The organism is Actinomycetota bacterium (genome assembly GCA_040754375.1).
In the GTDB taxonomy this organism is placed as follows: domain Bacteria; phylum Actinomycetota; class Acidimicrobiia; order Acidimicrobiales; family AC-14; genus JBFMCT01.
In genome coordinates, this window is sequence record JBFMCT010000021.1 from 1 (window position 1) to 19,377 (window position 19,377).

At 73.4% G+C, this 19,377-nt stretch carries 16 protein-coding genes and 1 pseudogene; 7 read left to right on the top strand and 10 right to left on the bottom strand.

The annotated features are described in order from the left end of the window. The 5 genes from AB1673_10250 to AB1673_10270 form a co-directional block, all read right to left on the bottom strand. A partial coding sequence (locus AB1673_10250) for a hypothetical protein (protein ID MEW6154352.1) occupies positions 1-1,425 on the bottom strand: 1,425 nt, incomplete at its 3' end. Continuing rightward, complete coding sequence (locus AB1673_10255; protein MEW6154353.1) at positions 1,422-2,699, bottom strand: tetratricopeptide repeat protein; 1,278 nt, start codon at positions 2,697-2,699, stop codon at positions 1,422-1,424. The genes AB1673_10255 and AB1673_10250, both read right to left, overlap by 4 nt. 96 nt (positions 2,700-2,795) lie before the next feature. Continuing rightward, a complete protein-coding gene (locus tag AB1673_10260) occupies positions 2,796-4,184 on the bottom strand; it encodes a DUF4331 domain-containing protein (protein MEW6154354.1) in 1,389 nt (462 codons plus the stop codon). 53 nt (positions 4,185-4,237) lie between these two features. Next, entirely contained in the window at positions 4,238-5,188 is a 951-nt protein-coding gene (locus AB1673_10265) for a hypothetical protein (GenBank protein MEW6154355.1), read from the bottom strand. A gap of 64 nt (positions 5,189-5,252) precedes the next feature. Beyond that, positions 5,253-6,992, bottom strand: coding sequence for a CehA/McbA family metallohydrolase (locus tag AB1673_10270; GenBank protein ID MEW6154356.1), 1,740 nt, complete (start codon positions 6,990-6,992; stop codon positions 5,253-5,255). 150 nt (positions 6,993-7,142) lie between these two features. Here AB1673_10270 and AB1673_10275 point away from each other — a divergent pair, with 150 nt between their 5' ends. Next, positions 7,143-7,523, top strand: a complete 381-nt coding sequence (locus AB1673_10275; GenBank protein MEW6154357.1) for a ChaB family protein — start codon at positions 7,143-7,145, stop codon at positions 7,521-7,523. Between the two features lie 164 nt (positions 7,524-7,687). Beyond that, positions 7,688-8,686 (top strand): ABC transporter substrate binding protein, encoded by a 999-nt coding sequence (locus AB1673_10280; protein MEW6154358.1) that lies wholly within the window; start codon positions 7,688-7,690, stop codon positions 8,684-8,686. Positions 8,687-8,704: 18 nt separating this feature from the next. Here the strand turns inward: AB1673_10280 and AB1673_10285 are convergent. Further along, positions 8,705-10,204, bottom strand: a pseudogene (locus tag AB1673_10285) (SpoIIE family protein phosphatase). 375 nt (positions 10,205-10,579) lie between these two features. On the opposite strand from AB1673_10285, the gene AB1673_10290 reads away from it, so the two are divergent. Then, positions 10,580-11,221: an ATP-binding protein gene (locus AB1673_10290; GenBank protein ID MEW6154359.1), complete on the top strand. Its 642-nt coding sequence runs from the start codon at positions 10,580-10,582 to the stop codon at positions 11,219-11,221. A 63-nt stretch (positions 11,222-11,284) separates the two neighbouring features. Continuing rightward, positions 11,285-12,238, top strand: coding sequence for a TIGR03557 family F420-dependent LLM class oxidoreductase (locus AB1673_10295; protein MEW6154360.1), 954 nt, complete (start codon positions 11,285-11,287; stop codon positions 12,236-12,238). Between the two features lie 80 nt (positions 12,239-12,318). Here the strand turns inward: AB1673_10295 and AB1673_10300 are convergent, their stop codons facing one another. Together AB1673_10300 and AB1673_10305 are read right to left on the bottom strand one after the other, a co-directional pair. Further along, positions 12,319-13,716 carry a hypothetical protein gene (locus AB1673_10300; GenBank protein MEW6154361.1) on the bottom strand — a complete coding sequence of 466 codons (1,398 nt, stop codon included), beginning with the start codon at positions 13,714-13,716 and terminating at the stop codon, positions 12,319-12,321. A gap of 4 nt (positions 13,717-13,720) precedes the next feature. Further along, complete coding sequence (locus AB1673_10305) at positions 13,721-14,287, bottom strand: sigma-70 family RNA polymerase sigma factor (protein MEW6154362.1); 567 nt, start codon at positions 14,285-14,287, stop codon at positions 13,721-13,723. 94 nt (positions 14,288-14,381) lie between these two features. Between AB1673_10305 and AB1673_10310 the strand changes: the two genes are divergently transcribed. Continuing rightward, positions 14,382-15,836 (top strand): NAD(P)/FAD-dependent oxidoreductase, encoded by a 1,455-nt coding sequence (locus AB1673_10310; protein MEW6154363.1) that lies wholly within the window; start codon positions 14,382-14,384, stop codon positions 15,834-15,836. 147 nt (positions 15,837-15,983) lie between these two features. Then, entirely contained in the window at positions 15,984-16,142 is a 159-nt protein-coding gene (locus tag AB1673_10315; GenBank protein ID MEW6154364.1) for a hypothetical protein, read from the top strand. A gap of 27 nt (positions 16,143-16,169) precedes the next feature. Here AB1673_10315 and AB1673_10320 read toward each other — a convergent pair whose 3' ends face one another. Next, entirely contained in the window at positions 16,170-16,481 is a 312-nt protein-coding gene (locus tag AB1673_10320; protein ID MEW6154365.1) for a hypothetical protein, read from the bottom strand. A gap of 229 nt (positions 16,482-16,710) precedes the next feature. Between AB1673_10320 and AB1673_10325 the strand changes: the two genes are divergently transcribed. Next, positions 16,711-17,748, top strand: a complete 1,038-nt coding sequence (locus AB1673_10325; GenBank protein MEW6154366.1) for a hypothetical protein — start codon at positions 16,711-16,713, stop codon at positions 17,746-17,748. On the opposite strand, the gene AB1673_10330 is transcribed toward AB1673_10325, so the two are convergent. Next, a complete protein-coding gene (locus AB1673_10330; GenBank protein ID MEW6154367.1) occupies positions 17,676-19,373 on the bottom strand; it encodes a hypothetical protein in 1,698 nt (565 codons plus the stop codon). The two genes, AB1673_10325 and AB1673_10330, sit on opposite strands and share 73 nt — an antisense overlap. Positions 19,374-19,377 lie beyond the last annotated feature (4 nt).

The following is a 19,377-nucleotide window of genomic DNA, read 5'->3' on the forward strand; positions in this document are numbered from 1 at the left end:
CGGGTGGTCGTGGGCCGGGTGGTCGTGGTCGTGGTCGCGGGCCGGGTAGTCGTGGGCCGGGCCGGCGTGAGCGGGGACGGGGCCGTGGCCGCCCCCGCGCTCATGCGGGCGCCGGCCGCGCTCGCCCTGCACTGGCAGGGCCCCGAGCCCATCACACTCCCGGTGGCCACCTCCCACCGGGCCGCGGGCCGGGTGGTCGTGGGCCGGGTGGTCGCGGGCCGGGTGGTCGTGGGCCGGGCCGGCGTGAGCGGGGACGAGGCCGTGGGCGGGGTGGTCGTGGGCCGGGTGGTCGTGGGCCGGCGCGAGGGCGGGGCCGTGGGCCGCGTGAGTGGCATGGGCGTGGACCGTGTGGGCAATGTCGTGGGCGTGCTCTGCGTGGTCGTGGGAGTGGGCGGGGTGGGCACGGTGGCGGGTGCGCAGCAGGTTGAGGCCGATGGCGGCCAGTAGGAGGCCGCTGGCGGCCGTGACCCAGGGGTAGACCCGTTCGGGGACGATGGAGCTCGACGCCGAAACGGCCAGGGCCAGGACCAGTACGCCGGCGGTGTGGGTGACGGTGACGCTGATCCCCATATAGGCGGCCTGGCGCCAGCTGCCCCGCCGGCCGACCACGTAGGCGGCCATCACCGTCTTGCCATGACCGGGAGCGAGGGCGTGGAGCGCACCCAGCACGACCGCCGCGCCCAGGGCCAGCAGGCCGAACCCGAGGGTGAGGTCGCGACTGCCGACGAGGCTCGTGAACGACCACAGCCCACCGGGGCCCAACCCGTTGCGCCCCTCGCCGGCACCGAGGGCACCGGCCCCCGGCCCACCCGCCTTGACCCGCAGTGCCGCACCCCGCTGGTCCAGCGGCGACTGCAGCAGGTCGTCGGGATAGTCGACCAGCGCGCCGCTGATGCTGGTCCGGCCGACATCGGAGGACACGATCGTGGCCCCGTCGCCCACGGCGGTCACCTCCCGCCACCCCACCCGGTCGGCGTGGAGCCCGTTGGTGAACACCAGTGCCTGCTCTCCCACCAGGCCCCCGGTCGGGGCCACCAGCGAGCAGACCAGGCGAAGGGTGGGCAGGCCGCCCTCACCGGGCGGGAAAGACACCGCGGTACCGGTGACCGCGACGGCGAGGTCACGGCCCTCCAGGACCAGCGCCACCCGGCCCGCGCTCTCGGCGCACGTCCGGTCGGCCCAGGCCCGGGGGTCGGCGGTCACCGTCCGCCCGAGCTGGAACGTCGGGATCTCGGCCATGTCAACGACGAGCTCCACGTCCACCCGGTCGGGGGACACCCGCAGCCCGCTGTGGACGTTCACCGTGAAGTTGCCCAGGGGGTGAGCGGCGACCGGGGCGGCGGTCCCCAGTACCAGTACCACCACCAGTGCCAGCCCCGGCCCCAGGACCAGCCCCAGCCGGCCGGTCGCCCCCCGCCGGTTCATGGCCAGCCCAGTCGCCCGGCCAAGGCGGTGGCCTCCGGCAGGTCCAAGACCGTGAGATAGGGGCTCACCTCGAAGGCGCGGGCCACGTGCTGGCGGGCGTCGTCGACCAGGCCGAGGTCGGCTTCGATGGCCGCCAGGTGGTACCAGAGGACACCGTCGACGGTCCCCAGGCGGACGGCGTCGCGGGCGTGGGCCAGGGCCTCGGCGGGACGCCCGGCCTGGCGCAGCGCCCACGCCAGCGCGTCGGAGGCGTAGACCGTGGGCCGCTTGGCCAGGGCCGACCGGGCCAGGACCACGGCCTTCTCCGCGTCCCCCCGGTCAGCTTCGAATCGGGCCAGCTCGAGGTCGACGTCCATCCCCGACAACCGGTTGAGCTCTTCGATCCGCCGCACCAGCTCGTACTGGGCGCGGGCCTCCTGGGACCGGCCGGCGGCGCCATGTAGGTCGCCCAGCAGCGCGGCCCAGGCCGAACCAGGAAGGCGGGTGACCAGGCGGTCCAGCCGGTCGACGGCGGCCGCGACATCGCCCCGGGCCGCCTCGATCCGGGCCAGGCCGACCTCGGACGGGCCGTTCCCGGGGACCAGCTCGAGAGCGCGCTGGTAGGCGGCCTCGGCCGTGACCAGGTCACCGCCCCCCAGGTGGAGGTCGCCGAGGAGAACCTCGGTCCCGGCCATGTCGGCCCCCACGCCCGAGCCCGCGGCCACCGCCTGGGCCATGGCGGCCACCGCCCCCGGGCGGTCCCCGTGCAGCTCGCGCAGATAGGAGACGCGGGCCAGGCTGGCCAGCGAGGGCCGCAGGTTGACCATGCGCTGGGCGGCGTCCACGGCCTCCTCGTAGCGTCCCAGTTCGACGAGGGCGTCGACCACCACGGCCATGGGGTCGGCCGATGCCGGGCGGGCGGCCGATGCGGCCAACCCCAACTCCAAGGCGGCGCCGAAGTCATGGCGGGTGAGGGCCAAGAGCCCGGCCACCGTTGTCGTCTCAGGTGAGGCCGGGTCGATCGCGCGGCTGCGGTCGACGGCCTCGGCCGCCTTGGCCGTCCAGGACGGTTCCCCCGTCTCGCGGCCCCGGGCCAGGTAAGCCGAAGCCAGGCGGGTGAGGGCTACGGGATCGTCGGGGAAGGTGCGCAACCACGCCTGAAGGCTGTTGACCTCGGCCTCGGTGCCCCGGGCCACCGGAGCGGGGGCCCCGGTGCCCTCGACCCCCGAGCGCCCGGTGAAGGCGAACCGGCCGAGCAAGAGCCCGACCACCGCGGCCATGACGGCCGTCGCCACCAGGGAGCGACGCCGGGACGGCCGGGCAGGTACCGGAGGAGGCCCCGGCGACGGGACCGGGGCCTCCTCCAGACCGATGGTGCTGCTACCTGCCAACTACTTCTGCTCGTAACCCTGGTGGGGCGAGGGCAGGTAGGGGAAGTTGGGCAGGAGCGGCTTGTCGTTGGCCGTCACGCCGTCGGATAGCACGTTGTTGGGCGAGACGTTGAACGACGGGGTGAACGGGGTGGCACCGGCGAGTGCCCGCAGGGAGATGTCGACGGTGTCGTCCTCCAGACGGCGCCCGTTGGGGAAGCCGGCGTTGTCGCCCGCGAGGATCCCCAGGCGGTTGCCCTGGCCCACCGGGGCGGTGGGGGCGATGTCGGTGTTGAGCCTGATCATCTCGGCCGGCTTGACGTTGGGCGGTTGGTTCAGCCCGGGGATGCCGGTGAGGAAGATGGCGGCCAGGTCGTTGCGAGGGGCCGGCGGCACCTGCACGCCCGGGTAGAGGACGGGGATCAGCCGGGCCAGCTCAGGGTCGAGCACGTACTGGCCGAACTGGGCGTCGTTGCGGGGATCGGAGTTGTTGAACCGGTCCTTCATGCCCAGCGGGATCACGACCTCGTTGACCAGCGGCATGCCCAGCCGGGACACGTTCACCCAGCGGCCCTGCTGGCGGGGAGGCGTACCCGGTAGGCCGGCCTCCAGCACCCGCACCTGGAAGCGCTTGGTCTGCGCCCAGACCCCGATGATGGGGTTGGCCCCGTTGTTGGTGAGCGACGCCTTGGGCACCTGGATGGCGATGGTGTGGGTGTTGAACCCAGCCACCCCGTCCACCCCGGCCTCAGCCGGCCTCGGGATCACGTGGGCGGCGTTGAACGGGCGCAGGCCGCCGAGGTCGAACACCGAACCCAGGTCGACGTAGAAGGCGTCGTCGCGCTGGCCCGCGAACAGCTTGGTGTCGCCCACCGTGCGGATGGCGGCGTTGGCCAGGGCGTCGTAGTTGGGCGTGGAGCGGGGGCCGATGTTCACCGGCGGGGTCGGCACCCCGGTGGCGATGACCGACCTGGCCCCGTTCTTCACCATCGACACCGTGTAGGTCTGGCGGACGTTGAAGTTGGGGTCGGTGAGCGACGAGATGGGCCCGGTGTTGTAGAGGAACGTGTCGCTGTTCTGGACCTGGGTCGTGAACCGCCACTCGTAGGTGATGTCGGGCTCGGCGTCGCCGTTGTTGTCCACGTGGACCTGGTAGAGCACGTCGTCGCCGAACTTGTGGAAGTTGGGCCCGGCGGCCGGTTGCTGGAGCGGCACCCAGTTGGCGATGAGCGTCACCTTGTCGGGAGCGTCGGGGCTCACGAAGGCATAGGTGTCGGTGTTGTCGGCTACCGGGTCCTCGCTGATCAGCGGGGCCTCCCGGTGGCTGGATGCGTTCGTCGGCAGGACGGTGGCCAGCATGATGGCCGCCCCCAGTACCGGGACGAACCTCAAGGTTCGTTTCAGCTGCAAGTACGTGCTCCCTCTGTGGTCGTGTCGGATGTCGGGTGGAGAACTGAGGTGCGTCACGGCCGCCCACCGGCGACGCCGATGACCTGCCAGCGGTCGCCCACGGGGGCCAGGACCACGAAGAAACCCGGTGCGGGCCCCGTGGCCGGCACCGCCCGCGCCCACAGGGCAGCGTCGGGACCGAAGGCGGCCACGAACGGGCCGGCGTCGGCCACCTGGTCGAGGCCCACGGGGCTACCGGCGACCCACGGCCCCGGTGCCTGGCACGGCCGGGCCGCGAGGTCGGCGGGGCCGAGGAGAAGGTCGAGGACCTCGTCGGAACGAGCCTGGTCGGGGGCGCAGGCGGCCGAGGCCACCAGCCAACGGGCCGCGGCGGGGGCCGCGCCCTCGGCCGATGGGTGGAGGGGCAAAGCCAGGGGCTCGGCCGACACCCGCCACCGGCCGCCTTCGGGCGTGGCCCGCCACGTCTGGCGGCTCCGGGCCGGGACCAGCCCGGCGAAGAAGTCGAGCGAGGGTTCGTGGAACGCGAGGACTTCCACGTCGACGGCCCCGATGGCCTCGCCCTCGGCCGGCCGGGAGCCGACGAGCTCGAAGGCCGACGGCCGTACCTGGAGGGGACGCGAAGTGGACCAGGCGGCCACGGTCGGGAAGCGGCGCCGGCTGGCCTCGTCGAGCAGGGCGTAAGCGTCGTCAGGTCGCTCGTCGACCTGGGCGGCCAGGAAGGCCGATACCGCCGCGGGCCCGTCGACCGGCTCGGCGGCCGGAACCGGTCCGCCGCCAGGCCCGGTGTCGAGGACCAGGGCTGGTGCCTCGGCGGCTCCTGCGGGCAGGAAGCCGAAGTGCTCGACCGAGGGAGTAGCGGGTACGGCCTGGTCCGGCGCCCCGGCCGGCCCGGTCAGCAGGTATGCACCACCGAACCCAGCGGCAAGGCCACAAGCAGCCAGGGCGGCGACGAGCAGGGCGCGTCTACGCCGCCGGCTCGTTGTCTCTACCCGCGCACCGCCCATCGCCCGGTCTCCGTAGCCGGCCCCTGTCCCGGATGAGCCCGACGGCCGCAGCGGGTCAAGCGGTTTACGGCGGCGGTGCCTGGAGGAAGACGGGGTTGGCGATGGTCGTCGGTCCTTGGCCGTCGAAGGTCTCGACTCGCCACCACGTGCCCAGCGGGCCCTCGGTCGGCACCCGGCCGGCCGCGAACACGTGGTCGAACGGGTCCGAGGTGACCGACACCGTGGCCGTCTCCCGCCCGTTGCGCACGATCCGCAGGCCCTGGCCCTGGCCGCCCCGGACGGTGACCCGTACCTCGGCCTGCTGGCCCCCGTCGAGGTAGAGCACCGATCCGAACGTGCCTGTGGCCTGACCGGGCGCGCCCGCCTCCAGCTCGAGGGCGGGGCTGGCGGCCACCCCCCGGGTGCGGACGTAGGCCCGGCCCTGGCCGATGGCCTCGATGAGGGCTGGCCTCGACAGCTCGGTGGCGTACACCGCGGTGGCGCACGTGCCCAGCTTCGGGCCCAGCTTGTCGTCCGAACCCGAGACGGCGCAGATGCGGTGGCCCCGGTTGAGCAGGCTCTCCCACAAGGCCACGGCCGAGCCCGAGAACGGGTTGGGCACCCGTACGCCCACGTCGGGCAACTGGTACTCGCGGGGGTCGACCAGGGCCTCACCAGTCAGGACCTCGAGGGTGTCGACCTCGTCCCAGTCGATATCGTCCCCCAGCTCGAACTCGCACCCCCGGCACAGGTTGCGGAACAGCGGCCCGGGAAAGGTGGTGGGGTGGTTGACCCCGAACAGGGCGCCGGCCGACTTCACCGCCCGCTGGATGTCGCGGATGTGGACGTCCTCGAAGCCGTGGCGGAACTCGACGAACCCGGGCGTCTCCCCCAGGGACTGGACGTGGCCCCGGTAGGTCACGATCTCCCGGCCCGGCCAGATGACCAGGTCGGGGTGTTCGCGCTGGACCTGGCCGTACTGGTCCCAGTGGTGGCCGACCACGTACTCGGTGACCGGCAGGAAGTCGAGGCCCGCGGCCCGGGCGAAAGCCACGAACTGCTCGGGGGCGGGGCCGGCCCGGTGGGAATGCCAGGCGTGCATGTGGAAGTCGCCGTGGTACCAGCCGGGCCGGGCGCGGGCCACGTGCGCCCGGTCGACCGGGCCGGTGGGGACCGGCCCGGCCGGCACGGCTGCCACCTTGGGGTGGGCCAGGGCCCGCACGGTCACCGTCCACTCGGCCCCCGTGGGCCCCACGGCCGCGATGCCCAGGTCGACGTGCCACACGCCAGGGCCCAGGGGACCGGGGCGGTAGGCCCGTTCGGCGGCCGACTCCTCGACGTAGACCTCCTTGTGGCGGCTGCCCGACCAGCCCCGGAAGCCGTCGGCCGAGCGGTAGCCGTGCTCGTCCCACAGGCCCAGGTCGAACACGGTCTGGGTCAGGGGGTTGTCGGGCACGGCCGGGGGCAGCGGGGCCCAGTCGTAGGACACCTCCAGGCGTCTCGTGCCGGGCCGTAGCTCGAAGGCGAGCATGAGGTACTGGCGCTCGTCGCCCGGGAAGGCGGTACCCGTGATCACCACCGGTGCGCCGCCGGGCTCGCACACCGGGGGTGGGCCGTGACCCGCCCGGCGCCGGAGCGCCACCAGCGCGGCCTGGGCCCACTCGCCCAACGAGACGAGGACCGAGAGCGACCAGCGCACGGGCGCGGCCACGGCCCGTTCGCGGTAGGCCTGGGGGGGCCGGGCCACGGCCTCGGCCCGGGCCCGGGCCGCCGCCGAGCTCAGCGCGCCGGCCACCCGGGAGCGGCGTTCGGGAGCGGTGCCCACCAGCCCGGCAGCGTACCCAACGCAAACCTGCGCGGGAATCGTGGGCGAAACGCCCACGATTCCCGCGCAGGTTTCGCGGGGGTTGGCGGTTAGCCGGTCGGCGGCGACGGGAACGTAGGGAGGAGCGACAACTGACCGGAGGTGGTCGTTATGCCCGCGGACAAAGAGCTCCCCTCCACGCTGAAGCGCAGCCCGGCCAAGGCCCGCCGTACGTGGTCCAAGACCCACGACAGCGCCGTCGAGTCCTATGGCGAGGGGGAGCGGGCCCACCGCACGGCCTACGCCTCGCTCAAGCACTCGTTCGAGAAGGTGGGCGACCACTGGGAGCCCAAGGACGAGAAGGGCCCCTCCGACCCCGAGCCGCGAGACGCGAGCACGGCCGCCCGGCGAAACAGAAAGACCTACGGCGGGGTCGACGTCGAAGGCAACTCCCGCGACGAGCTCTACCAACGGGCCCGCCGCCTGGGGGTCAAGGGGGCCTCGCGGATGAAGAAGACCGAGCTGGCCGAAGCCATCGCCCGTCGGCAGTAAGGCCCTTACGACGCAAACGGGGAGCCACCCACCCCGCCCCCCTCCGGCACGCCTTCGCCCGAGGAGGTTGAGGGGCCTTCAACCCGGGGCCGGGGCCCGGACAGGCACCGCGGGCCGGCTGAGCCGGACCAGCGGCCCCCGGCCCGCTGCCGTAGCGTGTCGCCATGGGACGGGGGGGTAGGCGGCAGACGGCGTGGGCCGCCGTCGCCGTTCTGGCCCTGCTCGCGCCCGTGGCCTGCGGAGGGGGTTCTTCGAGCCCCCAGTCCCAGGCCCAGGTGACGATCGGCATCCTGCGGGCCGTGCGGTCGATGGAGCCCCAGAACGTCGAGACGTTCCTGGCTGAGCTGGCGTCCGGCGGCTACGCCCAGGGCCGCAACCTCCGCGTGCATGGTGCCGACCCCGGGGAGGTCCACCCCGATCCGCAGGACGCCGAGGCCGTCGTGCGAACGTGGGCCGAGGGTGGGCTCGACCTGGTGCTGGCCCTCTCCAGTTCGGGAGCCATGGCCGCCGCCCGGGCCGCCCCGGGAGTGAAGGTCCTGTTCCTCTCCAACGACCCCATGGCCGTTGGCCTGGTGACCGACGAGCGCCGGCCCGAGGCCAACCTGACGGGGGCGACGTTTCGCGTCCCTGCCGACCGGACCGTCGACGTGGCCCGCCGGCTGCTGCCGGGTATCACCAAGGCGGGCCTGGTCTACCCGACCTCGGACCCGGCGGCTGCGCCGGTGCGCGACGCCACCGTGCGGGCCGGGGCCGCCCTCAACCTCCAGATGGCGACGGCCGGATTCGCCACCGCCGACGAGGTAGGAGCGGCCATCGAGAAGCTACGGGCCGAGGGAGCCGAGGTCCTCCTGTTGGCCAACGCCCCCACGACCGTGCGCAACTACCCGGCCATCACCGCCGCCTTGGCCGGCACCCCCATGCCCGTGATCGCCAACACCACGACGGACTTCGCCCTCGCCATCTTGGAGCCGGACACCACCGAGCTCTACCGCCAAATGGGGCGCCAGGCCGTGCGCCTGCTCCAGGGCAGCCCGGTGTCAGATGTGCCTGTCGAGGACCCCGCTCGCTTCCGCCTCACCGTCAACCTCAAGGTGGCTGCCGCCCTGGGGATCGAGGTGCCCGCCGACGTCGTCCGTACCGCCGACCACGTCGTCCGGCCTTGATCCACGCCCAACGACCACGAGGGTTATGTCGTCGCGCCGCTGACCACCGCTGAGGCCGTTCACCTCGGCGAAGCACAGGTCGGCGAGCACGTCGGGGTCGCAGCCGTCGCGGCCGTGGGGCATACCCCCCAGCAGATCCGTCAGCCGTTCGACCCCGAACTCGGAACCGTCGGGGCCCTTGGCCTCCACCAACCCGTCGCTGTAGATGGCCAGCGTGGCCGCCGGGGCCAGCTCGGCCTCGGCGTCTGACCAGTCGGCCTCCAAGGGCCCGAGCAAGGGCCCGGTGGGGCCCAAGGTGGTGACCACGCCTCGGTCGCAAACCAGCATAGGAGGGTGGCCGGCACTGGCGTAGCGGAGCCGGCCCGAGCACGGGCTGATCTCGACTACGACCCCGGTAAGGAAGCTCTCGCCCGTGTCGCCCAGCTGGCCGGACAGCCAGCGCAGGGACGCGGCCGGGCTGAGCCCGTTGCGCAGGGCGCCGATCAGCAGGTACTTCGTCTTGAGGGCGAACACGCCCGCGCCCGCCCCATGGCCGGAGATATCGATCAGGGCCACTGCGAAGCGCCCCTCGCCCAGGTCCACGACGTCGAACCAGTCCCCGGCGACCACGCCCTCGGCCGGTTGGAACCGTGACGCGATGCGCAGCCGCTGGTCGACGTCGAGGGGCCCGGGCGCCAGCTCGTCGCGAAGGGCCAGCACCACCATGCCCCGCTGGGTGAGGGCCGCCCGAGCGGCATGGGCCTCCTCGATCTCGGTTACCAGTCGCTGGCGCATGGCCTCGACGTCCCGGCCGAGCTCGGCGAAATCGGGGGGACCGGTGGCCGGGATCGGGGTGGCCAGGTGACCGCCGGCCACCTTGCGCACCGCCATCCCGAGCCCCGTCACGGGCCGGGTCACCCAACGCGACAGGAGCCACCCGGCCAGCCAGAGGAGGGCGAGGCCGGCGAAGGCGCTGGCCACCCGTACCTCGGTCAGCCGGTCGCCCAGATCGTCGAGCTGAGCCTCGTTGGCCGACAGCTCAAGGTCGACGGCCGTCTGCAGGTCGGCGATCTCTTGGCGGGCACGACCCAAGAGCTCGGTGCCCGTCCCGGTGGCCACCAGGGCGGCCGCCTCGGAGCCCCGTCCCGCCCGTTTGGCCTCGATCTCGAACTCGGCCCCCAACCTTCGCCAGGCACTGACCCTGCCCGCCACCCGCTCGACAGCCGCCATAAGGTCAGGGTCGTGCGCCAGCAGGTCCCGCAACTGAAGAACGCGGGAGTCGACCCGGGCCTCGCCGTCCCGGTAGGGCTGCAGGAACCGGTCCTCCCCGGTGATCAGGTAGCCACGGCCGCCCGTCTCCTGGTCGACCAGACCGGCCTGGAGGTCGACGAGCGCCAGGCGGGCCGGCCGGAGCCGCTCGTCGGCCTCGGCACGCACGATGTCCCGGCGGTGAGCCACGTAGCTGTCGAGGGCGACGTGCACGACGAGGAGCACGAGCAGGGGGACGAACAGGAGCTGCAACCGGCGGCGGGCACGCACCGGCTACACCCTCGGTCCGGCGTCAACCGGGCCGGAGCCTCGACGGCAAGGCGCGATCGGCCCTGCGACGGTGGCTATCCTCTGATCAGGAAGGCGGGATCGACCCACAACCAGGCGGATTACGGCCCAACCTGGGGGACCCACGGTGACCGGTGCGAAGCGGTTGAAACGGCAGCGAGAACACGAGGCGGCGTTGCCCACCGTTAGCCGTGCCCTCGGAGCCGGCGGCCCGGTAACGGCGCCGGTCAGGACGTGCCTGCGACGATGGGAGGCTCCTAACACCAGGTCCTTTACTCGCCCTCCCCTGCTCCGGTCCTTCGCCCGGGAGTCTACCTGCCGGCCCTCAGCGGCACGGGGCGCCCCGGCGAGAGCCAAGTGACCACGGCCGGCCACCCTGCTGTGTCCGTCCGGCTGACGGCCGAACCGGCCAGCGCCCGAGCGGCACGCCGGTTCGTGGCCGGGACGCTCGAAGAATGGGGCTGCGAGGGTCTGTCCGACGTGGCCACGCTGCTGGTCAGCGAGCTGGTGAGCAATGTCGTGCTCCACGCCCGCACCGAACTGGCGGTGACTGTCCGGAGGCTGCCCACAGCAGTCAGGGTCGAGGTGCACGATGGCGCCAGCGCGCCGCCCGCCCGCCGGCACTACGCGCCGGATGCGGCCACCGGCCGGGGCCTGGGGATGGTCGAGGACCTGGCCGGCCGCTGGGGAACGGTCCCCTCGGGGAGCGGCAAGACCGTCTGGTTCGAGCTCGACGAGGACTCCGCGGCGCGCTTCGACACGCCGGCCACGGTCGAGTGGGCGCCCGCCGGCGATCGCACACCGCGCGAGGGCGAGCCGGAGGCTGCGGCCGGGCAGGACGACAAACGGGGCTCGGGCCCTGGCCATGGGCTCCGGGCCTCGGCCAACCCGCCGGTGAACGCTGCTCCGGACTTCATGGCACTCCCCGCCCACCGCCCGGGGCGCCACCGGTGGTCAGGGCGCGGCGGTCGCGGGGTTACGACAGCTCCCGCCCGCTGACCGGCCGCCCTCGGGCCGCCGGCACCGGGGTTCGCGGCGGGCGCGCCCGGGAAGGAACCGGGCATGTACGAGCTCGGTTACGCACTGTCCAGTGAGGAGCACCGGCCCGCGGACCTGGTGGCCAACGCCCACCGGGCCGAGGAGGCAGGCTTCGGTTTCGCCGTCATCTCCGACCATTTCCACCCGTGGACCGACCAGCAGGGCCAGAGCCCCTTCGTATGGGGGGTCCTGGGCGCCATCGCCCACGCCACCGAGCGGATAGAGGTCGGGACGGGCGTGACGTGCCCCACGGTCCGCCTTCATCCCGCCATCGTGGCTCAGGCGGCGGCCACCACGGCCGACATGTTCGGCGGCCGCTTCTTTCTGGGGGTCGGCTCGGGGGAGAACCTCAACGAACACGTAACGGGCGCCCGGTGGCCATCGGTCGACGTGCGCCTGGAGATGCTGGAGGAAGCCGTCGAGGTCATGCGGGCGCTGTGGGAGGGCGGGCTGACCAGCCACCACGGGCGCTACTACACCGTCGAGAATGCCCGCATCTACACCCTCCCCGAGCGCCCACCGCCCGTCCACGTGGCCGCCAGCGGGCCCAAGGCGGCCCAGCTGGCGGCCCGCATCGGCGACGGGATGGTAGGCACCTCGCCCGACCGCTCGACGCTGGCCGCCTTCGAGAGCGGGGGCGGAGCGGGCAAGCCCCGCTTCGGCCAGTTGGGCGTGTGCTGGGCCGCCGACGAGGAGACGGCCCGGCGGACCGCCCTGCAGTGGTGGCCCAACATGGCCGTGCCCGGCCAGCTCAGCCAGGAGCTGCCCCTGCCCGCCCACTTCGAGCAGGCAGCCAAGCTCGTGCGCCACGAGGACATGGAGGTGATCCCCCTCGGGCCCGACCCCGAACGCCACCTGGAGGGGCTGCGCTCCTACTTCGACGCCGGTTACGACCGGGTGTACGTCCACCAGATCGGCCCCGACCAGGAGGGGTTCTTCCGGTTCTACCAGCGTGAGGTGCTACCCAAGCTCGGTTGACCGCAGGCGCGCCGCCGCCCGCCGGGCCACCCTGTGACGGATGGCCCGGCGGGCGGGCGGGCGGGAGCTGAGACCGGCTCTCAGAAGGGCAGCAAGCCCTGGAGCATGCCCAGCCCGGGGATCGAGGCCAGCGAGCCGAAGGGCACGCAGCTCGACAGGTCGAGGCTGCCGGCGGTGGGCACAGTGCCCGCGCCGAGACCGGGGATGCCACCGGTGCCGACGTTGGGAAGGTTGCCGGCCATGCCCAGCAGAGAGCCCAGGCAGGCGTCGGCGCTGAAGGGCATGCACCCGTCGAGCCCGAGGCCACCCGCTCCCAAACCGGACAGGCCCGGGAGCTGGAAGCCCCCGAACAGGCCACCCAGGAAGCCACCGCCCGAGCCCGTGGCCGGCAGACCCGTGCCCAGGCCGAGGCCGCTGCCGGGCATGAAGTTCTGGAACATGCCCATCACCGAGGACATGCAGGCGGTGACGTCCACGGGCACACACGTGTTCACGTTGAGCGAACCGATGCTCGGGACAGTGCCCGGGCCCACCGAACCCATCATGGCCAGGACCGAGTCGATGCACGTGGTCACGCTGGCCGGGATGGGGGCCCCCGAGGAGGCGATGAGCGTCTTCACGCAGTCCACGACCTGGGGCGACACCGTGCCGAGAGGCACCTTGGGCGCCCCGCTGCCGAGGTCGATCAGGTTCTTCACGCAGTCGGGCACGGGCAGGGCCCCCAGGCCGGGCAGGTTGCCGACGCCCGGGAGGTTGCCGACGCCCGGGAGGTTGCCGACGCCCGGCAGGTTGCCGAGGCCGGGGAGGTTGCCCACACCCGGGAGGGCGGCGGCGGCCGACGCCGCCGCGGTAGTGGGCGGAGCGGGGACGGTCGTGACCTGGGCCGCGGTCACCGGTGGGGCGGTGGCGGCCGGGGCACCAGCCGAGGCAGAGGCCGAGGCCGAGACGCCCCCCACGCCTGCCGTCGGGTTGGTGGAGACGGCCACCGAGGCCGCTCCTCCCCCGTCGGGCAGGTTGAGGGGCGTGACCGTGTTGACCACGTTGGCCACGGCCGTCTGGGCGGGGCCGGGGAGGGCGCCAGCGGCACCGACCGCCGTCACCCCCACGCACCCCGTGACTATGCCGGCCGCGATCTTCGAGGCCAGGCCGGAAAGCAATCCTGCAGGAATCATGCTGTGTCGTTCCCTCCACTTCGGTAGTCCGGATACCTGCGGCGCAGGCCCGCTGACGTTGCTCCCGGCCGTCGCCGGCCGGTCGCCTTTTTCGGTGGAGAAGCCCGTCGACAGCACTGTCGCGAGCGATTGATTGGGTACCGGGACAGGGCAGTCGACGAACGAGCGCAGGCCCCCCACGAGGTCGGCCACCGGTCCGAGCCCGTCACCCGCGGCCGGACGGCCCCGGAGAACGGCCTCGATGGCCTCGTCGTCGAAAGCGTCACGCTCGGGCATCTCGTCCTGTCCATCGCACCAGACGGTCATGGGGTTACGCCCCCTGCCCCGAGGACACGGCCACCTCGGGCGCCAGCATCTGGCGCAGGGCGAGCAGGCCCCGGCGCTGGAGCTGCTTGACCGCTCCTGGTGTCCGTCCCAGGGTGTCGGCCACCTGCTCGACGGTCATGTCGGCCACCACCCGCAGCAGCAGCACGTCGCGCTGGGCAGCCACCAGCCGGTCGCACAGCTCACGGGCGCGGGCCGTCCCCAGGCCGGCCAGCGCGTCGTCCTCGACATCGCCGCCCCGCCGCTCGGGCACGTCGCCCCAGGCCGAGCACCGAGGCCGGGCGCTGGCCCGGCGGCGCTCGTCGGTGATGCGCCGGTGGGCGATCGTGAACAGCCAGGCCCTGAACCGGTCCTCGTCGCCACTGAACCCGCCCAGGCCCCGGAACGCACCCAGGAAGACCTCCGACGTCAGGTCGTCGGGGTCGAAGGCCCCCTGGAGGCGGAGGTAGGAGCACACCGCGGGCGAGAAGGCCCGCCACAGGCGGTCGTAGGCCCAGGGGGCATCAGCCCGGGCCGCGGCCAGCACCGCATCGAAGCCCGGCCCCAATCTCATCTGGATCCCGACCGGGCCACGAAGCCTCCATCGGCACGGCGACCGCCCACCTTGAGGGGATGGGGCCGCAAGCGCCTCCATGTAGCCTCCGGCCATGGCCGATGCCACCGCAGGGCGCGAGTTCGACGTGATCGTTATCGGGGGCGGTCCGGCCGGCGAGAACGTGGCCGGCCGCTGTGCCGAGGGAGGACTGAAGACGGCCCTGGTCGAGCGCGACCTGGTCGGGGGCGAATGCTCCTACTGGGCGTGCATGCCGTCCAAGGCCCTGCTGCGCCCGGGGGAGGCGCGGGCCGCCGCCCGCCGCGTACCCGGGGCCCGAGAGGCGGTCACCGGCGAGGTCGACGCCCGCGCCGCCTTGGCGTGGCGTGACTCGGTGGTCACCGAGTGGGACGACCACTACCAGGTCAGGTGGCTGGACGAAGCCAAGGTCAAGCTGCTGCGGGGCCACGCCCGGCTCTTCGGCCCCCGCCAGGTCGAGGTCGAGACCGAGGAGGGCCGGGAGAGGCTCACGGCCCGCCGGGCGGTCGTGGTGGCCACCGGTTCGAGCGCCGCCCCCCCGGCCGTACGGGGCCTGGCCGAGACGCGTGTGTGGGACAACCGCGATGCCATGGAGGCCCAGTCGGTCCCCGAACGGCTGATCGTGCTCGGCGGGGGGCCCGTAGGGTGCGAGCTGGCCCAGGCCTTCGCCCGCCTGGGCACCCGCCGGATCGTTCTCGTGGAGGCAGCCCAGCGCCTGCTCCCCAAAGAGGAGCCCTTCGCCGGCGAACAGGTCCGAGCCGCTCTGGCGGCCGAGGGCGTGCTGGTCTACACCGGCGCGAGCGCCGTCCGGGTCTTCCGTGAAGGCCGCGGCACCAGCACCGGCGATGGGGGCGAGGCCGACGAGGGAGACGGGTTGGTGACAGCCGTGCTGGTCGACGGGCGCAGCGTGACGGCCGACGAGCTGCTGGTCGCCGTCGGCCGCAGCCCCAACACCTGGGACCTGGGAATGGAGACGGTCGGCCTGCGCCCGGGCACCTGGGTCGAGGTCGACGACTCCTTACGGGCCACGGGCGCCGACGGGGACTGGCTCTACGCCGTGGGCGATGTCAACGGCCGCTCGCTCCTGACCCATATGGGCAAGTACCAGGCCCGCCTGGCGGCCGACACCATCCTGGGCCGCCCGGCCGAGGCCTGGGCCGACCACCGGGCCGTGCCCCGGGTCGTGTACACCGACCCCCAGGTGGCGGCCGTGGGCCTGACCGAGCACGAGGCCGAGCAGGCCGGCATCGAGGCCGCGGTGGTGGCCTGCCCGACCGAGTCGGTCGCCGGTGCGACGGTGCGGGGAGAAGGCACGGCCGGCACCTGCCAGCTGATCGTCGACCGCCATCGCGGGGTCCTCATAGGCGCCACCTTCACAGGGCCGGAGGTAGCCGAACTGTTGCACGCAGCCACGATCGCCATCGTCGGCGAGGTGCCGCTGGAGCGGCTGCGCCACGCCGTCCCCGCCTTCCCGACGGTCAGCGAGGTGTGGCTCAAGCTCGTCGAGGGGTTCCTCTCGGCCTCACGGTGAGCGGCCCCGGCCCGCCGCCGGCCGGTGACCGCGACCTGCCCAATACCTGTGGACGACGCCTCGACGGGGCGTTAGCATGCGGTCGACCACGACGGCAAGTTCCAGCCCAGCCAAGCGACATCTGACGCCGCAGCCTGGAGGGCACCCATGAGCGTACCCACCTTCACACCTCTCCCCCGAGAAGACAGCGAAGAGCTCCGGCGCGTGCTCGGGCGGCCTATGGACCTGGTGCGGGTGGACCCCATACCCGTGCCCACCGACGAGCAGTTCTTCGTCGAGTGGGAGGTCGCCGACAACCAGCAGTAACGGGCGGCGGCCTCGTCCTCGACAGGTTCAGGACGAGCGGGGCGTGCCCCCGGCCGGGGGCCGTCGGCGGCTGGGAGCCGTCTTCTTGGCCGTCGGCCGCGAAGGAGCCGGGCCTTCGGCCGGGGGCTGAGCGCCCCGGCCCGACAGGGCCCCACCGGCGGGGGGCCGGCGGGGTGCCCGCCGGGGAGCGAAATCAGGGGCGTCGGGCATGGGCAGGACCCACGTGCGCTCGGCCTCCGAGGGCGGCTGGGCGCGCGACATGGCCGAGTCGAGCTCCTGCTGGGCCTCCCTTTCGATCTCGGCTCGGGTCGTCTTGGGACTGAACAGCGAGAATCTCATAGCGGGTTCCCTTCAGGACGAGGGTGGGCGGCACGCCCCCCTGAGCAGCGACGCAGTCACGGGTGGCGGCTACCGGCGGGCCCTCCAGCCCACCGCCTTGCTCTGTGGTCGGCATAGCCGTTGACCGCACGGGCCGTCTCTACGGCCGAGCCTCATCCTACCCGCGGGGGGTGCCCGCCGGCCGGTTTCTGACGCTTCCTGGCGCGCCGGGCGCGCGAGGATGCGCAGCGTGCACCCTGAAGAGCCCCCGCCCGCGGCCGCCGCTCCCGCGGCCCAGGTGGCCGAACCACCGGGCCCGGTCGGCACCGGGGCCACGACATGGGGCGCCGGTGACTGCACCCTGGCCGACATGGCGGCCGGGGAGGTGGGCGGCGGGGCCTACCTCTCGTCCACCGCCGGCCAGCCCGAGCTCGTGCTGGCCCCGACGGTGGCCGCCGAGCTGACCGGTGCGGCCCTGGCCAACGACTGGTTCACCGAGCCGTGGAAGGAGGGGGGGACGGTCGAGTTCGGCGAGGGCGGCGCCACCCTCGACGGGGCCACCTTGGGCAATTGGGGCCTCTACGGCTCGGAGCGCTCGCTGGAGTTCGTGGCCACCTTCGCCAAGCGGCCCCACCAGCACGTGGGCTTCGGCACCGACTTCCGCAGCGTGCCGTGGGTCACCTTCAGCACCAAGTTCGGCCACGGCCTCTACGCCCGCAGCAACTTCCTCATCCCCGAGGACGTCAGGCTGCCGACCTCGTTACTTGGCCACCCCCACCGGTTCCGCATCGACTGGAACGTGCTCGACGTCGACTTCTGGGTCGACGACCGCCTCGTGGCCCACCAGCTCGTGCCCATGGTCGGGTACATGCGGCCGCTGGCCGGCAACGGCAGCCTCGGGGGTACGCCTCTGCGAGTGGAGTGGATGCGTATGTCGCCCTACGCCCGGCTGGGCACGTTCACCTCCCGCGTGCTCGACGCCGGCCGCCCGGTCACATGGACCAGTTGTGAGATCGAGGCCGACCTGCCATCGCCGACGGCGGTCACGGCCGAGGTGCGGGCCGGGGAGTCCCCGGCGCCCGACCAGGCCTCGACGTGGTCGGCGTGGGCCCCGGTCACGGGGCCGTCGCCCGAGGGCCGTTACGCCCAGTACCGGCTGACGCTCACCACCACCAACCCGTCTCGCACACCGGTGGTGAGGTCCGTGTCGCTCCGCTATTCGTCGTCGTCGTCCTCGTCGTCGTCCTCGTCGGGCCCCAGGGTGGGCGGGGGCTCCAGCGGCACGTAGGCCGAGCGCTCGACCCGCTTCCAGTTGAAGGGCGTGAGATCGGGGCCGGCGGCCGGGCCGCCCTCGCCCGTGCCGGGCACGTGGGCTGCGTACCAGACGACGACGTCCTCCCGCTCGACGAGCTCGGAGGTCACGAACCGGTCGAGCTGGGCCCGGGCCCGGTGGGGGTCGGTGGTCGCCCCCTGGCCGTCGTCGAGCTCGTCGGCGTGGTGGGCCAGCACCCAGAAGTCCCCGGCCCCGAACTCGTCGGCCACCCCGTCGTGAGGGCCGGGCACGATCGTGTAGCCGTGGGGGGAGCGCACGGAGCGGACCCTCCATTCCCGTCCGTGGCCGGGGTCGCGCGGCCGGCTGACCTCCCACCGCACCGTGTGCCAGGGGGCCAGCTGGCCGGGCAGGGTGGGCTGGTTGTGCTCTTGGACCTGGTTCACCTCGGGCGAGATGATGTCGAAGTCGAGCCGCCAGTAGGCGTGGTGGGTGTGGGGGTCGCCGGTCTGGGGGTTGCGCATGGCGGCGAACAGCAGCCGGGGCTTGATCGTGCCGTCGGCGTGCAGGCTCCACTGCGAGACATAGCGGTGCCAACCGGCCTGGAGCTCGCTGGCGATGACCACCTCGTCGCCCTCGACCCACAGGGCCACGCCCCGGAAGGCGCCGCCCCCGTGGCCGCGGTCGAGGGCCGTGCGGGCCGGGGCCGGGCACACCCGGAAGCCGGCCACGGCGTCGCTCTCTCCCTCTCCGGCGTCGGCCTCGAAGGGGGCCTCCTCGTTCAGCCAGTTCCGCGACGCCCGGCCGTCGGCGTAGGCCACGTTCACGATCGGCACATGACCCCGCTGCAGCGCCCTGACGCCCAGGTAGTCGACCTCACGTAGCTCGACGCCCGAGCCGTTGGCCCCCGAGGAAGCCGCCGGCCGCACGACGACCAGGTCCCACAGCAGTTCCTCGTCCCGGTACACCCTGACCCGGGCTTGGCCTCCGCCCGGGCCCACCGCGTGGGCATCGGCGACCGAATCGCCCGCCGCGACCGCGGCGGGACCAGCGGGCGCCAGCCCGGCCTCCCCGGCGGCGGGGGGCGAGATCGCGATGATGTCACCGTCGACGGTGCGTACCGCGACGGTGCGGTGGGTGGCCGGGCCGCCGTCCCCAGGGACCTCTCGGATGCCGACCGTGACGGCCCGCTCAAGGGTGCCCGCCGGGTCCTGGACGTTGGCCAGGGCCGGTACCGGCCGGTACAGCTCGGCCCGTCCCTCCTCCACCCGGGCGGCCAGGTCGGCGTCGCGGAGCACGAGCTCGGCAGCCCAGGCGTGCTCCTCGTCGTTGGGCAGGCGCGACCGCGAGGTGGGCCATGCGTCCACCGCGTCCAGTTCCCACAGGCGGCCTTCGGCCTCGATCACCGCGTCCCCCGCCATGTCAGCCAGGACGGCCCGGAACGGCAGGTTCTGGTCGTCGCCCTCGGCCCGGCCCTTGTCCGGGAAGTCGAGCGACACCAGCCACAGGTCGGCCCCCGGGAAGTGCGAGCGCACGACCGGGTGCGACAGCAGGGCCGAACGCAGTTCGGGGCCCACCTCGGCAGGAAGGGGCTCGGCCTCGATCTCGACACGCAGCGGAGTGGGTTCGGGAGAAGTGGGCATCGCC

Coding starts and splice junctions, on each gene's coding strand:
- AB1673_10265 (MEW6154355.1), bottom strand. CDS start 5,188: ATGGGCGGTGCGCGGGTAGAGACAACGAGCCGGCGGCGTAGACGCGCC.
- AB1673_10275 (MEW6154357.1), top strand. CDS start 7,143: ATGCCCGCGGACAAAGAGCTCCCCTCCACGCTGAAGCGCAGCCCGGCC.
- AB1673_10280 (MEW6154358.1), top strand. CDS start 7,688: ATGGGACGGGGGGGTAGGCGGCAGACGGCGTGGGCCGCCGTCGCCGTT.
- AB1673_10295 (MEW6154360.1), top strand. CDS start 11,285: ATGTACGAGCTCGGTTACGCACTGTCCAGTGAGGAGCACCGGCCCGCG.
- AB1673_10300 (MEW6154361.1), bottom strand. CDS start 13,716: ATGACCGTCTGGTGCGATGGACAGGACGAGATGCCCGAGCGTGACGCT.
- AB1673_10305 (MEW6154362.1), bottom strand. CDS start 14,287: ATGAGATTGGGGCCGGGCTTCGATGCGGTGCTGGCCGCGGCCCGGGCT.
- AB1673_10310 (MEW6154363.1), top strand. CDS start 14,382: ATGGCCGATGCCACCGCAGGGCGCGAGTTCGACGTGATCGTTATCGGG.
- AB1673_10315 (MEW6154364.1), top strand. CDS start 15,984: ATGAGCGTACCCACCTTCACACCTCTCCCCCGAGAAGACAGCGAAGAG.
- AB1673_10320 (MEW6154365.1), bottom strand. CDS start 16,481: ATGAGATTCTCGCTGTTCAGTCCCAAGACGACCCGAGCCGAGATCGAA.
- AB1673_10330 (MEW6154367.1), bottom strand. CDS start 19,373: ATGCCCACTTCTCCCGAACCCACTCCGCTGCGTGTCGAGATCGAGGCC.